The sequence below is a fragment of the Aureimonas fodinaquatilis genome (assembly GCF_008369445.1).
Lineage (GTDB): Bacteria > Pseudomonadota > Alphaproteobacteria > Rhizobiales > Rhizobiaceae > Aureimonas > Aureimonas fodinaquatilis.
This window is the reverse complement of the sequence record NZ_VTWH01000001.1, coordinates 994,051-1,007,860: the sequence shown is the minus strand read 5'-3', so window position 1 is coordinate 1,007,860 and position 13,810 is coordinate 994,051. Positions and strand designations below refer to the sequence as shown.

The 13,810-nt window shown below is 56.0% G+C and carries 12 protein-coding genes and 1 tRNA gene; 8 read left to right on the top strand and 5 right to left on the bottom strand.

What is annotated here, in order from left to right:
• The first annotated feature begins 7 nt into the window (after positions 1–7).
• Complete coding sequence (gene ctrA / locus FPY71_RS04705; RefSeq protein ID WP_149298078.1) at positions 8–703, top strand: response regulator transcription factor CtrA; 696 nt, start codon at positions 8–10, stop codon at positions 701–703.
• A 205-nt stretch (positions 704–908) separates the two neighbouring features.
• Here the strand turns inward: ctrA and chpT are convergent, their stop codons facing one another.
• On the bottom strand, positions 909–1,556 hold the full coding sequence (chpT, locus tag FPY71_RS04700; protein ID WP_149298076.1) for a histidine phosphotransferase ChpT: 648 nt from the start codon (positions 1,554–1,556) through the stop codon (positions 909–911).
• A 345-nt stretch (positions 1,557–1,901) separates the two neighbouring features.
• Here chpT and FPY71_RS04695 point away from each other — a divergent pair, with 345 nt between their 5' ends.
• Together FPY71_RS04695 and FPY71_RS04690 are read left to right on the top strand one after the other, a co-directional pair.
• Positions 1,902–2,471 carry a DUF1134 domain-containing protein gene (locus FPY71_RS04695; RefSeq protein ID WP_425457866.1) on the top strand — a complete coding sequence of 190 codons (570 nt, stop codon included), beginning with the start codon at positions 1,902–1,904 and terminating at the stop codon, positions 2,469–2,471.
• 154 nt (positions 2,472–2,625) lie between these two features.
• Positions 2,626–3,375: a V-type ATP synthase subunit E family protein gene (locus tag FPY71_RS04690; RefSeq protein ID WP_149298072.1), complete on the top strand. Its 750-nt coding sequence runs from the start codon at positions 2,626–2,628 to the stop codon at positions 3,373–3,375.
• On the opposite strand, the gene FPY71_RS04685 is transcribed toward FPY71_RS04690, so the two are convergent.
• On the bottom strand, positions 3,372–4,169 hold the full coding sequence (locus FPY71_RS04685) for a TrmH family RNA methyltransferase (RefSeq protein ID WP_149298071.1): 798 nt from the start codon (positions 4,167–4,169) through the stop codon (positions 3,372–3,374). The two genes, FPY71_RS04690 and FPY71_RS04685, sit on opposite strands and share 4 nt — an antisense overlap.
• Positions 4,170–4,339: 170 nt before the next feature.
• Between FPY71_RS04685 and FPY71_RS04680 the strand changes: the two genes are divergently transcribed.
• Positions 4,340–4,414 (top strand) — tRNA-Glu (locus FPY71_RS04680).
• Between the two features lie 209 nt (positions 4,415–4,623).
• Here FPY71_RS04680 and FPY71_RS04675 read toward each other — a convergent pair.
• Both FPY71_RS04675 and FPY71_RS04670 read right to left on the bottom strand, forming a co-directional pair.
• On the bottom strand, positions 4,624–5,013 hold the full coding sequence (locus FPY71_RS04675; protein WP_425457856.1) for a Ros/MucR family transcriptional regulator: 390 nt from the start codon (positions 5,011–5,013) through the stop codon (positions 4,624–4,626).
• Between the two features lie 441 nt (positions 5,014–5,454).
• Complete coding sequence (locus tag FPY71_RS04670) at positions 5,455–7,230, bottom strand: peptidoglycan L,D-endopeptidase MepK (RefSeq protein WP_188052204.1); 1,776 nt, start codon at positions 7,228–7,230, stop codon at positions 5,455–5,457.
• 300 nt (positions 7,231–7,530) lie between these two features.
• Here FPY71_RS04670 and FPY71_RS04665 point away from each other — a divergent pair, with 300 nt between their 5' ends.
• Complete coding sequence (locus tag FPY71_RS04665; protein ID WP_149298065.1) at positions 7,531–9,375, top strand: M3 family oligoendopeptidase; 1,845 nt, start codon at positions 7,531–7,533, stop codon at positions 9,373–9,375.
• Positions 9,376–9,412: 37 nt separating this feature from the next.
• Here the strand turns inward: FPY71_RS04665 and FPY71_RS04660 are convergent, their stop codons facing one another.
• Positions 9,413–10,375, bottom strand: coding sequence for a small ribosomal subunit Rsm22 family protein (locus FPY71_RS04660; RefSeq protein ID WP_149298063.1), 963 nt, complete (start codon positions 10,373–10,375; stop codon positions 9,413–9,415).
• Positions 10,376–10,544: 169 nt separating this feature from the next.
• Between FPY71_RS04660 and FPY71_RS04655 the strand changes: the two genes are divergently transcribed.
• From FPY71_RS04655 to hemH, 3 genes are all read left to right on the top strand, one after another.
• Positions 10,545–11,990 (top strand): homospermidine synthase, encoded by a 1,446-nt coding sequence (locus FPY71_RS04655; RefSeq protein WP_149298061.1) that lies wholly within the window; start codon positions 10,545–10,547, stop codon positions 11,988–11,990.
• Between the two features lie 321 nt (positions 11,991–12,311).
• Entirely contained in the window at positions 12,312–12,680 is a 369-nt protein-coding gene (locus tag FPY71_RS04650) for an Omp10 family outer membrane lipoprotein (RefSeq protein WP_149298059.1), read from the top strand.
• A 64-nt stretch (positions 12,681–12,744) separates the two neighbouring features.
• On the top strand, positions 12,745–13,797 hold the full coding sequence (gene hemH, locus FPY71_RS04645; RefSeq protein WP_149298057.1) for a ferrochelatase: 1,053 nt from the start codon (positions 12,745–12,747) through the stop codon (positions 13,795–13,797).
• Positions 13,798–13,810 lie beyond the last annotated feature (13 nt).

Genomic DNA, 13,810 nt, shown 5'->3' with positions numbered 1-13,810 from the left:
GAAAAAGATGCGCGTTCTTTTGATCGAGGATGACAGCGCGGTCGCTCAGAGCATCGAGCTGATGTTGAAGTCGGAAAGCTTCAATGTTTACACGACCGACCTCGGTGAAGAGGGCGTCGATCTGGGCAAGCTGTATGATTATGACATTATTCTGCTTGATCTGAATCTTCCCGATATGTCGGGTTATGAAGTTTTGCGCACTCTGCGGCTGGCCAAGGTCAAGACGCCAATTCTCATTCTTTCCGGCATGGCCGGAATTGAGGATAAGGTGCGTGGTCTTGGCTTCGGTGCCGACGACTATATGACAAAGCCTTTCCACAAGGATGAGCTGATTGCCCGCATCCATGCGATTGTGCGCCGCTCCAAGGGCCATGCACAATCGGTTATCATCACCGGTTCGCTGACGGTTAACCTGGATGCGAAAACGGTTGAAGTTGGCGGCCAGCGCGTGCACCTGACTGGCAAGGAATATGCCATGCTGGAGCTGCTCTCGCTGCGCAAGGGCACCACTTTGACCAAGGAAATGTTCCTCAACCATCTTTATGGTGGCATGGACGAGCCGGAACTGAAAATCATCGACGTTTTCATCTGCAAGCTGCGCAAGAAGCTGACCACGGCAACCGATGGCAAGAACTACATCGAGACTGTCTGGGGCCGCGGCTATGTGCTGCGCGATGAAGAAGGTGAATCGCAGGCCGCATAATAAAAGCATACAACCAAGGGTTTTGCCGTCGTTCCTCCACGGCTCGGGTCAGATCTCCCCTCCCCCGATTGTCCGTTCTGACGGCACTTTCTACACAAGGCGCGGTGAGCTTCTGCTCACAGCGCCTTTTTTATTGAGCTTCAAAGGCGGGCACCGACGCTGGAGCGAAATTGTCTGAACGAGGGATGGTTCAGTGATGGCAAGGTCAGCCCACAGGGCGAAGCGTGCCGGCGATCTTGAAGGTCGCAACTCCTTCTTCCTGCTCCAGACTTACGGTCAGTCCCGTTTCCTGAGCCAGCAGCAGCGTGTAATAAGGCTGAACCGCATGCGCATCCACGGGTTCCTCACTGGTTTCGTTCAACAGCGCAACAAAGCGCGCCGGAATGCGCAACGGTGTGCCGCTGGCGGTTATGGTGACATCCACCTCCGGGCCGGAAGATGCAATGTCCACCACCACGGTTTTGCCTCGCGGCACGGATGCATTGGCCACCAGCATCAAATTCAGAATCAATTTTGCCAGATTCTTCGGAACATAAGCGCGCTGGCCATTCCATGTCAGTTCAGACCGCTCGAATGACATGAAACCTTTGGCGGCTGTTTCGGCATCGCCCAGATCAATTTCGGCTGCTGTTGAACCGGAGGCCCCGTAAGCGATTCTGGCAAATTGCAGTTTGGCGACAGCGCTTTTGGTTGAATTGCGCACAAGCGCCATGGATTCCGGATCGTCCGGCATCTCATCGAGCAGTTCCAACCCGCTCTGAATAGCGCCTACAGGTGAAATCACATCATGGCACAGGCGGCTGGCCAGGAGAGCAGCCAGGTCCGCGGCTGAAAGCACAGGCAGATTCGTCATATGAAGGGCAGTCCTTGCGGTTAGAGCAATTGCAGCAAAGCAGGCAATTGGTTGGCACGACGGGTTGTATTGCCAGTCGGCTTCGGGCGTTTTGAAGGTTTCAACGCCGTGAAACGTTCCGAATGCATCTTATGAATGATGCGACGTTAGCAAATTACAAACCCTATCATGTTCCAATCACAATGATTGGAATACCAAAATGGACCAGCCTGTCGAGATATACTGCGTAAATTCACGATAATGCGCCGGTTCAGAACAGTTTTTTCGACGCTATGGCGGCAAAATGTCGATGCAGGTGCGTTTGCGTCAACGTCAAAATGTCAAAGGATATGCCCTATGACCACCATGCTCCAGCAGATCCGCCGCTTCGGCGCGGTCATTGCGACGGGGTTGATGCTGGCGCTGGCTGCGCCGGCAGCAGCCCAACAGAACAGTGGCTACACAATGGAAGAAGTCGTTGCGCAGGGGCACGGCTTTTTCGGCACGGCAGCCGGAGGTCTGGCTTCAGTCGTAGAGCATGCATTCCAGCGCTTCGGTCTGCCCAATGGCTACATCCTGGGAGAAGAAGGGGCTGGCGCTTTTGTTGGCGGCCTGCGCTATGGCGAAGGAACCTTGTTCACCAAAAATGCCGGTGAGCACCGCTTGTACTGGCAAGGGCCTTCCATCGGCCTGGACTTCGGTGGTGACGGCGCGCGTGTCATGATGCTGGTTTACAATCTGCCGTCTGTTGAGAATGTTTATGGGCGGTTTGGCGGCGTCAGTGGCAGCGCCTACATTGTCGGCGGCATTGGAATGACCGTATTGCAGCGCGACAGTGTGGTTATCGTTCCGGTCAAGTCTGGCGTTGGAGCCCGACTCGGCATTAATATGGGCTACTTGAAAATAACCCCGACACCAACCTGGAATCCGTTCTAGAGCATTTCACGGTGAAGCGGAATCGCTTCAGCAGTGAGACAATGCGACAAAGCAGAGAGTGAGGCTGTTTCAGGTGTTCGAAAGGCCACCTCGAACAGTCCAGGTTGTGCCACCCACACAAGCCAAAGCGTCTGTCGCAATGGCGGGAGCCTGAATGCTAGCCAATAGCCTGATTTTCGTTTTCGGCATGTTGATCGCGACCCTGGGCGCGCTGCTGCTTGTGCCGGTGATTTGGCACAAGGCGCAGACCTTGGCGCGGCGTGAGGCAGAGGCGACTCTGCCAATGTCTCCGGCTGAAATCCAGGGTGAGGTGGACAAAGTCCGCGCGCAGGCGGCAATGAAAATCCGCTCACTGGAAATGTCTGCGGACAAGGCCCGCAATGCTGCGGCAACGGCTCGCGCTGAAAACGGTGTTTTGACGGCGCGGCTGGCAGGGCTTTCGGCAACCAGCGCGACAGTTGCCGCGACCTTGCCACTGGAAGCCGCCAGATTGCTGGACCCGGAAGATGATTCTGAGGAAAAGTCTGGCGAATTGCGTATACTGCTGGCGACCGCACTGATGCGGATTGAGCAACTTGAAGCTGATCTGCGCTTTCGTCAGCGCAGTGTTCCACATAGTGCAGCACAGGTTGAACCACAGCAGCCGACTGCCCCGACCGGATTAAACGGCGATCTGCGCCAGCATATCATGCAATTGAATGCAACACCGGGCGAAGGCGCAGATGCCGCTATACGCAGCTATGTGGCCGAGATCGCCACATCTGTCACAAGGCTTGCAGCGGAAGCGGCTTCAAGTGACTCCCGACTGGTCAGCATGCTGGGCACCGCCCGCAATAACCCGAAATCCCGCACAGGTGTATTGGCCGGCCAGATGGTAGACGACAATCCGGCACCCGCCGTTTAGGGCCTTTTTGAAGTATAGATGTGATGCAGGGTTATTGAGGCCGCGGCAGATACATTCAGGCTGTCGAGGCCCGGCGCCATTGCGATTGTCAATGTATCAATGCTCTGCAAAAGGTATTGCGGCAGCCCCTGCCCCTCACTGCCGAAAAACACGGCGACGCGGTCCGCAGGTTGCCACTCGTCCAGGTGCACAGTGCCGCCTGGCGACAGAGCCACACATTGAAACCCGGCATTCGATAGTATGTCAAAGATATCCCGCACGTTGCCTGCCCGGAAAAACGGTACGCTCAAGACTGTGCCTACGGAAACGCGAAGTGCCTTTCGATAGAGCGGATCGCAAGACGTATCGTCCAGAAGTACGGCAGAAACCCCAAAGGCGGCAGCATTTCGAAACAGGCTGCCCATATTGTCATGATTGGAAATACCGGCTGCCACCAGTATCGGGCCGTCCCCAAGTTCCAACGGTGCCTGCTCTGAAAGGCGCTGGCCGTGGGCCAGAACGCCCCGATGTATCGCAAAACCGGCTATTCGGTCCATCACCGCCTGCTCGGCCACATAGACTGGAATTTGCTGGCCCAGTTGAGGGAATTCTGCAAACCGCTCCTGCACCCCTGCAATGCGGCTTCTGGCAACCAGCAAAGACGTTGCGGCAAATCGCGGTGACGCCAGCAAATGGTCGATCACGACCTTGCCCTCTGCAATGAAGCCTCCCCTGCCAACAATATCCCGCTCCTGTACATCGCGGAAATGCTCGATTCTGGGATCGTCAGGATCAGTGACTGCGATTGTTTTCATAGCAGACTGATGCATTGGCCGTTGCTGACAATCAAGCAGGCAAAATGAACCGGCGTGAAAACAATAGGATAGGCTGCACACCGGGAAAACCGGTAAGAGAGGGTGGTTTTGGCCTGCGAATTGACTTGCCTTTCAAACCATATCCACTTATATCCACCGCACACCGAAGGGCGCCCATCGTCTAGCGGTTAGGACGGCGCCCTCTCACGGCGCAAACAGGGGTTCGATTCCCCTTGGGCGTACCAACCTTTTCAACAGGTTGGGTTTATACTTCAAATCCCATAAAATATCCGTGCAATATTTCTTTGGCTCAACACAGTCGGCATTCAGTCCGCTGGGTTTCCGCCTTTCTTCAATGTGGGTTCTACTAAGGGCATCAGGGCAAACAAAAACCCCGGCGGATCAACCAACCGGGGTCTTCAGATGCATGCCGCCTTGGCCTGAACCCAAGAGCTTAGCGGGCGGAACGACGGCGCTTGTGGCCAAGGCCCATCTGCTTGGCAAGACGCGAGCGTGCAGCAGCGTAATTCGGAGCAACCATCGGATAATCGGTCGGCAGGTCCCACTTCTCGCGGTATTCTTCCGGCGAAAGATTATAATGCGTCATCAGGTGGCGCTTCAACGACTTGAACTTCTTACCGTCTTCCAGACAGATGATGTAGTCGTCGGTTACCGACTTTTTGACGGGCACCGCAGGCTTTGGCTTTTCAACCGGCTGAACCTGCGGAGCGGCTGTTGTCTGTCCGAGCGCATTGTAAACGTCTGAAATCAAACCCGGCAGATCGGAAACCGGCAAAGAATTGTTGCTGACATAGGCTGCAACAACTTCCGCAGTTAATTCCATCAACATCTCGTTATTATCGATGCTATCTACCCGTTCCATTTTAGACCTCAATATCACGCCTCTGGCGCCCACGAAAAATACAATATGAATGTAGCGGCTGGAACCTGGACGTAAAGTGGCATGAACTTCACCAATGCCATTGCTCGCTGGCCAATTTCTGCCTTGTATTTACTCTGTGCTACTCGATGTCAAGGCAATGTCTAAAAAAACAAAGTTTCCATCAGCGAAAATATGCTCGGACTCTCTGTTTTTACCTGATTTTTGAACTGAATGTGAAGTTGGTGAAGTTGAACATTACAATTTTGAAAGGTAAATCAGGCGCAAGTCTGCCCTTGGTATAATCAAAATGGCTTAGGCTGCGAGGATAAAGTGTCGCAGCCTGTGCTTAGATGAGTGTGGGGAAACGATTGTGCAAGAATGCACAAGACTATTTCTCTGGAATTAGCTGCGAGGCAGCTTCACCGGCACTGGCACATTGATGACCAGCATGGATGGTGTGACCACCCGGCCAGACTTGCCCGTTTCATTACCCGCCAGCGGGCGTGTCAGTTCGGCCGCAGTTTCAATCCGCGAGGCAATGCGCTGATCCAGCGTTACTTCGGCGTTGTCATTGACTCTTTCAGAACGAGCGGACAACCGGCTTTCCGGAGTAAACTCTTCATCTGCGGCCATGGGCTCTGAACTGTCAGGCATGGGGGTAGACTTGAGCGCCGCAAGAATTGCCGAGCGAACGACGTTTTCCTTGGCCGCTTCTGCCACAGGCGCAGGTGGCGTTGCAACAACCTCCACCGGCGTGCGAGCAACCTCTTCAGTCTGCAGGCTGGCAACCTCTATCGGCTTTGGCTCAGCGGCAGCTTCATCCGCACTGCTGCGCGGCGTGGGAAATGCAACATTGTTGACCAGGGGCCGTGCATCCGCCACCGGGTCGGTGTCCGAAGTTGCACTTGCCAGAATGGTCTCGGCGATAGCGTCCGCGCTGTTTGCGGGCGCTTCAGCCGCGAGTGCTGGCTGCTGCAACACCGCTTCGAATTGTGGGCGGTTGCGTGGAGTTGGAACGGCATAGGCCAATTCTACGCCCGCAGAGCGATTGTTATTGACGGCCGGAGCCGGCGCGGCTGGAACAGCCGGTGCTGCGGCAGCAACCACCGGCGGCTCTGCCGCACGAACGGGTGCCGGCTGCGGCAATGGAATACTGGCCAGGGCGATGACCGAAGCCACAGCATCTGGCGGTGTTGGCGCCGTGCTGGCAGCCGGTGTGCGCGCAGCCGTGTCGAACTGAGGCGTTTCAGGCATTGGCACGCCGGTGGGCATTGGCACTGCACGCGCAGGAGGTGTCCGTGCCGGCGCAGCGGCAGCAACCTGTACCTGCGGCGCTGGTGCAGCGGCTGGCGGTGCCTGGCGTACCGGCGCACGCGGTGCATTGCGCGGCACGGGTGCGGCCTCCATTTCAGCGTTGTCTTCGGCCTCATCCGCACCACCGCCGAACAATCTGGCGATCAGGGTTTTACCACCCCCGCTCCTGCGTGTTTCCGAAGCACTGGCAATCTGGATATTACCGGAGGCACCCTTGCGTTGCTTGTAGGAAGCCATCGCAGTTTCATATCCCGGCAAAGGCTTGCCATCGGCCGGAACGTGAATTGTGTTGCCTTTAGGGAAGATGCTGGCCAATTCCTTGCGGCTCATGCGGGGCCAATAGCGCCCGGTGCCACTGTCGAAATGGACGAAGGGTGAGCCCGACCGCGGGTAGTAACCAACGCCGCCGATCTGCATGCGAAGGCCGATATCGCGCATTTTGCGCAGCGGAACATCGGGAATGTAAAAATCGATCGCCTTGCCAGACATGTGCAGGCTGCCGCCAGCAACACCGGCAGAACGAGACCGCAGCATATTGTTGGTCTTGGGAGAGCGGAAACCGCCAAGAATCTGAATGTAATCACGCGAGCCAGACTGACGATAAGCTTCCCACATCAGATCCAGCAAGGCCGGGTCCATGTTGGTTGGCTTGTTTTCCCGCCAGTCCCGCAGCGCCCAGTTCGCCTTCTTCAGGCCATCCGGCAAAAAGCGTCCGTTGCGCTTATACGTAACTTCCGTCTTTTCGCGCAGGTGAACATGGTAGAGTTTCAGGGTGCGGGTTTCAGCATAAGAGGCAGCAACACCAGTGGTCAAAATCACAATGCCCGCTGATAAAACCATAACGGAACGGACCACGCTTCGCATGGTTAGACTTTTCGTTCCGAACATACGGCCTATTCCCCTCGCTTGCAGCAACAGCGTTCCGTAACTATCCCCGAACACCATTGCTGATCTGACAGGTCCCGGTCTGGATCTACTACGTTTAGACCAAACTGCGGCATGAAAATGACAGCCGCCCCACAATCCGCATAATAGATACGAAAATGGTTAATGCGCAATGAATTCTGCATTTTTCCAACAGCCCCTCGAAACATAGCCAGAATTGTTCCACATAAGAGCCTGACAGTCCCATTCAGCCCGCAAGCATTCCGGAATACATCCCTTATGACCAAATCTGCCAAAGCCACAGCCCGCCAAACCGTTGCTGAAACCACCGGTGTCTTGCCAGACTGGAACCTGGCGGATCTGTACCCGGCAACGGACAGCCCGCAAATTGCGGCCGATCTGAAGAGCGCCGGGCAGCGCGCGCAGGCCTTTCAAACGCGGTGGCGCGGCAAATTGGCAGAGGAAGCGGCAAAGCCGAATGGTGGAGAGCTGGCCGCCGCCATTGTCGAGTTCGAAGCGCTGGAAGATCTGCTCGGGCGGTTGATATCCTATGCCGGGCTGATTTATGCACGAGATACCAGCACACCGGCAAACACCAAGTTTTATGGCGACATTCAGGCTCGCGTCACCGACATTTCGACAGCGCTTCTGTTTTTCGGTCTGGAGTTGAACCGCATAGACGATGCGGTGATGGATGCTGCTGTTTCAGCCAATGCGCAGTTGGCGCACTACAGCCCGTGGCTGAAAGATCTTCGGTTGGAAAAACCTTTCCAGTTGGAAGACCGGGTTGAGCAATTGCTGATGGAAAAGGCCGTGACCGGCGCCGGCGCGTGGAATCGCTTGTTCGACGAAACGATGACAGCGCTGCGCTTTCAGGTTGATGACAGGGAAATGTCTCTGGAAGAAACCTTGAACCTGCTTCAGGAAGATGATGGCGAAACCCGGCGCAGAGCTGCAGATGCGCTGGCCAAGGTATTCCGGCAAAATCTGCGGCTGTTTACTCAGATCACCAACACACTGGCCAAGGACAAGGAAATTTCCGATCGCTGGCGTGGCTTTGCCGATATTGCCGATAGCCGTCATCTTGCCAATCGGGTGGAAGGCGAAGTGGTTGATGCGCTGGCCGCGGCTGTGCAAGCGGCTTATCCCTCCATATCTCACCGTTACTACAAGCTGAAAGCCCGCTGGCTTGGCAAGGATGAGCTGAACCACTGGGACCGCAATGCACCGCTGCCCGGCTCTATCAAGCGCATTATTCCCTGGGAAGAAGCACGCCAGACTGTATTGACGGCCTATGCCGGGTTCTCGCCGGAAATGGCGGATATTGCCGGGCGCTTTTTCAATGAAGGATGGATTGATGCCGGCGTCAGCCCCGGCAAATCACCGGGCGCATTTGCACACCCGACAGTGCCTTCCGCTCATCCCTATGTGCTGGTGAACTATCTTGGCAAGCCACGCGATGTCATGACCCTGGCGCACGAGCTGGGCCATGGAGTGCATCAGGTTCTGGCCGCAAGGCAAGGTGCCTTGATGGCGCCAACTCCGCTGACATTGGCAGAAACAGCCTCGGTCTTCGGTGAAATGCTGACATTCCGGCTGCTGCTGGACCGGACACAGAATCCTGTCGAGCGGCGCGCCCTGCTTGCCTCCAAAGTCGAGGATATGATCAACACTGTCGTTCGGCAGATCGCATTCTACACATTTGAACGGGCCGTTCACACAGAACGGCGCAATGGCGAACTGACATCAGACAAGATTGGCGAGATCTGGCTGGATATTCAGAAGGACAGCCTTGGGCCAGCCATCAAACTGCGCGAGGGTTATGAAACATTCTGGACATATGTCCCGCACTTCATCCATTCGCCATTCTATGTCTATGCCTATGCATTTGGCGACTGTCTGGTGAACTCGCTTTATGCAGTTTACCGCACCAGCGAAGGCGGCTTTCAGGACAAGTATTTTGAAATGTTGAAAGCCGGTGGCACCCGGCATCATTCCGAATTGCTTGCGCCATTCGGGCTGAATGCTTCTGATCCGGCATTCTGGTCAAAAGGACTATCGGTGATTTCCGGCTTTATTGACGAGCTGGAGGCGATGGAAGCCGACCCGGGTATTTCCGGCTGAAGCAAAATCGCTTCAAACTGTTGCAATATGCGGCGCGTTACAGCGCGTCGCCCCAATCTGCCCGGCTGGCGGATTTGTAACTTTGCCCGTCGCGCCGGGTCAGCATGCGGTTCTGCACCTGCCCATCAGCCTGGCACAGCTTCAGCGTTACCTTGCCGCTGCCGGAACGTGGCGGAGCCAGCACACGTGCCGGAAGCGAGTTGCCATGCCAGCGCGTGGCGGCAATGAAAATGAACTTTTCATCTTCGAAAGGCACTTCCGCACCTTTCGCCAGTCGGTGCATGCGGCTGCGGGCAACGCGCGCGGCAAAGTGGCACCAGTCAGGCTCTACCAGCGGGCAAGCATGACTGTGGGCACACGGCCCGGACAGATGCGCACCCAGCGCCAGAAGGCGTTCACGCGCAGCCAGTATCCGCCTTGTGCCAGCCGGAGTTCCCGGTTCGATCAGTACCAGCATGCCCTTGGTCAGAAGCCACAGTTTATCCACCAGACTGGCCTGCGTGGCGGGCGGCAATTCATCCAGCACATAGGCCAGTGTCACCAGGTCAGCCGCCTCTGCTTTTTTCAGCTCATCCTCCGCCCTGCCCGTGCGCCAGTGGCGTTGCATAACGGTGCTTGGTGCAGCCAGTTGTTCACCAAACTGGCGGATGAAGGGGCTTGCCTCAATCATGTCGGCCCGGTCCAGCCCCGGCCAGCAATCTGCCGCGGCCCAAAGCACTGTGCCCGGCCCGGCCCCGACGTCCAGCATGGATGCCGGCGCAAACTCCGGCGAAATTTCGGCTGCCATTTCGAACGACTGGCGCACGGCGGCATATGTTGCGGGCATGCGTGTTGCCAGATAGGCGCGGGCGGCGGGCTCCCCGCCGATATGCAACCGGCCATCCATAACCTCAGCCCGGTATCGCCGCGACAAAGTGGCGGCGGCATTTTGCAGGTCGGCCAGTGAAACGCCCTGCAACACCGAATTTATCCCCGCCTGAAGAGCCGCAGGTAGTTCCATTTGCCAGTCACTTTCATTTCCGTCATTGCCCGCCCTCATACATTGTTACTCTACCGCACCGATAGTTCACACAAACTCCATACCCCCCTTTTATTTGACAGAAATCTCCGATAGCCCCTGATGAATGCACGCTTCCGGGGTGTTGTTCTTAAATAAGGATCTGCCGATCATGGCGAAAAAGACATACAAGGTTCACGGCGAAATCACCGGCCCTGTCGTAATGATAGGTTTTGGTTCCATTGGCCGGGGAACGTTGCCACTGATCGAACGCCATTTGAAGTTCGACAAATCGCGCTTGACCGTTATCGATCCAAGCGACGCCAACCGGCATATTCTGGACGAACGGGGCATTCGCTTTGTGCAGGATGCCGTGACACGCAAAAACTATGAGGAGCTCTTGAAACCGCTGCTGACAGACGGCGGCGGTCAGGGCTTCTGCGTTAACCTTTCAGTTGACACCGGCTCGCTGGATCTGATGCGCCTGTGCCGGGAAATTGGCGCGCTGTATATCGATACGGTGGTAGAGCCCTGGCTCGGCTTTTACTTCGATGACAGCCTTTCCAATGCAGACCGCACCAATTACGCGCTGCGCGAAACCGTGCGCAAGGAAAAGCGCAAGAACCCCGGTGGCGCAACGGCCATCTCCTGCTGCGGCGCCAATCCCGGTATGGTCTCATGGTTTGTCAAACAGGCGCTGGTCGACATCGCCAACGATACCGGGCTGGAATACAAAGAGCCAAAGGCAGACGATCGTGAAGGCTGGGCAAAGCTGATGAAGAAGGTGGGCGTCAAAGGCGTCCATATTGCCGAGCGGGACACGCAACGCACCATAAATCCCAAGCCAATGAATGTGTTCTGGAACACGTGGTCGGTGGAAGGCTTTATTTCCGAAGGCATGCAGCCCTCTGAACTGGGCTGGGGCACACATGAGAAATGGGTGCCGAAAAACGCCAAGGAACATAAAAAGGGCTGCCAGAGCGCCATTTATCTGGAACAACCCGGCGCCAACACTCGCGTTCGCACATGGTGCCCGACACCCGGGCCGCAATTTGGCTTTCTGGTAACGCACAATGAATCCATTTCAATTTCGGACTACTTCACGGTGCGCAACAAGGATGGCGATGTAACCTACCGGCCGACGGTTCATTACGCCTACCACCCCTGCAATGACGCTGTGCTTTCCATGCACGAGTTGTTTGGTGCGGCAGGGCGCATTCAACCGGTGCACCACGTTCTGGATGAGGCAGAGCTGGTTGATGGAGTTGACGAGCTGGGCGTTTTGCTGTTCGGCCATGAAAAGAATGCCTACTGGTATGGCTCACAGCTTTCCTTGGAAGAAACGCGCGCCATCGCGCCTTATCAGAACGCCACAGGGTTGCAGGTAACGTCGGCAGTGCTGGCGGGCATGGTCTGGGCCCTGGAAAATCCTGATGCCGGAATCGTTGACAGCGACGAGATGGATTTCCGCCGCTGTCTGGAGGTTCAGATGCCTTATCTGGGCCCAGTGAAAGGCTATTACACCGACTGGACGCCGCTGCACGACCGGCCGGGCCTGTTTCCGGAAGATCTGGACGAAAAGGACCCATGGCAGTTCCGCAACATTCTGGTGCGCTGAGAAGCACTTGCTCAAAGCCCATGGATGATAATACTTCTGGTAGCAGGAGCATTTTCTGTGGAAGCGGAATCGTTTCATCAGCGCGGTTATGCGAAAGGCCAGGGAGGCAAAACCTTCCTGATTTTCGAATGATCACCTCAAGCGCTCTTCTCAATCAGGCCAGCGGCAGGATTTTCCTGTCGCTGGCCCTTCCATGATGCAACCGGTACACCATAATAACGCTTCAAAGAATTCGCATTGGCAGAGCAGTCTTACACAGATTATGCAGCGGTTTGCGTTTGAAACTGCAACCAGACAACGAGTTAGACGAGGGGAAGCAACATGCGCCGTATAGCGACCACAGCCAGCATTGTTTTAGCAAGCCTTTCATTGGCCGCTTGCGTCGGGCCGTCGCCCGACCGTGCCAACATTGCGCCGGCACAGACCGGTTTTGATGGCCGTTGGGGCGACACGAGCGGTGTTGCAGTTTCAACTCTGAACGGTGGATCGTTCACCTCCACCGCAACGGACACCGGATCTCTGCTGGCACAAGGCAGCTATCGCAACCTTTCGCCAACACGCATTGCCATTGAATATACGCGCCTGTCCAACAGTGAAAAAATTGCCGTCAATTGCGATCAGGTGGCAGCAAACCGCCTGACATGCGTCAATTCCGGTGGTACGCGCTTTGAACTGACACGCAGAACCTGACGCAAAGCCCAACCGCCCATGCGTCGGGTTTGCAGATCTTGCAATAACTGACAGGAATTTCCGGATGAACTCCACAGCCGCAATTGCCGATCGCGACACAACGGCCCTTGCGCAGCAAGCTGCCGCGCCGTTGAAAAAGACCGGCGTTCTGCTGGTTAATCTTGGAACCCCGGATGGTACGGATTATTGGCCAATGCGCCGATATCTGTCGGAATTTCTTTCGGACAAGCGGGTGATTGAGTGGCCAAGGGCAGTCTGGCTGCCAATTCTTTACGGCATTGTTTTGAGTGTCCGGCCACAAAAATCCGGGCGTGCCTATGCCGAAATCTGGAACCGCGAGCGCAATGAATCGCCTTTGCGCACATTCACCCGCGCACAGGGCGAAAAGCTGGCGGTTCGGTTGCAGGATCTTGCAAATGTGCAGGTAGAGTGGGGCATGCGCTACGGCCAGCCGTCTATAAAGGACAAGCTGGATGCATTGCTCGCTGCCGGCTGCGAACGCGTTTTGTGTTTTCCGCTTTATCCACAATATTCAGCGCCCACCACCGCCACCGTCAATGACGTATTTTTCGCGCATTTGAGCTCCAAGCGGTTTATGCCTGCGGCTCGTACAGTGCCATCCTACGAAGATGCGCCGGTTTATATTGACGCATTGGCCCGCTCTATTGAAGAGCACCTTGCCGGCCTGGATTTTGAGCCAGAGCACGTGATTGCCTCCTATCACGGCATTCCGCAAAGCTACTCTGCCAAGGGCGATCCGTATCGCAGCCAGTGCGAAACAACGTCACGATTGCTGGATGCCAGACTGGGCTGGCCGCAAGGCAGGTTGATGACAACGTTCCAGTCGCGGTTCGGGCCGGAAGAGTGGTTGCAGCCATATACGGATAAAACCGTGGAAGCGCTTGCAAGACAGGGTGTGAAAAGCATTGCCGTGTTCAACCCCGGCTTTGTGGTGGATTGCCTTGAAACACTGGAAGAAATTGCCGGCGAGGCAGGCGAAATCTTTCATGAGAATGGCGGCAGCAACTTCACCCATATTCCGTGCCTCAACGACTCGGATAACGGCATGAATGTCATTGAATCCCTGGTTCGCAATGAATTGCAGGGTTGGGTCTAGGGTCACGCGCCAC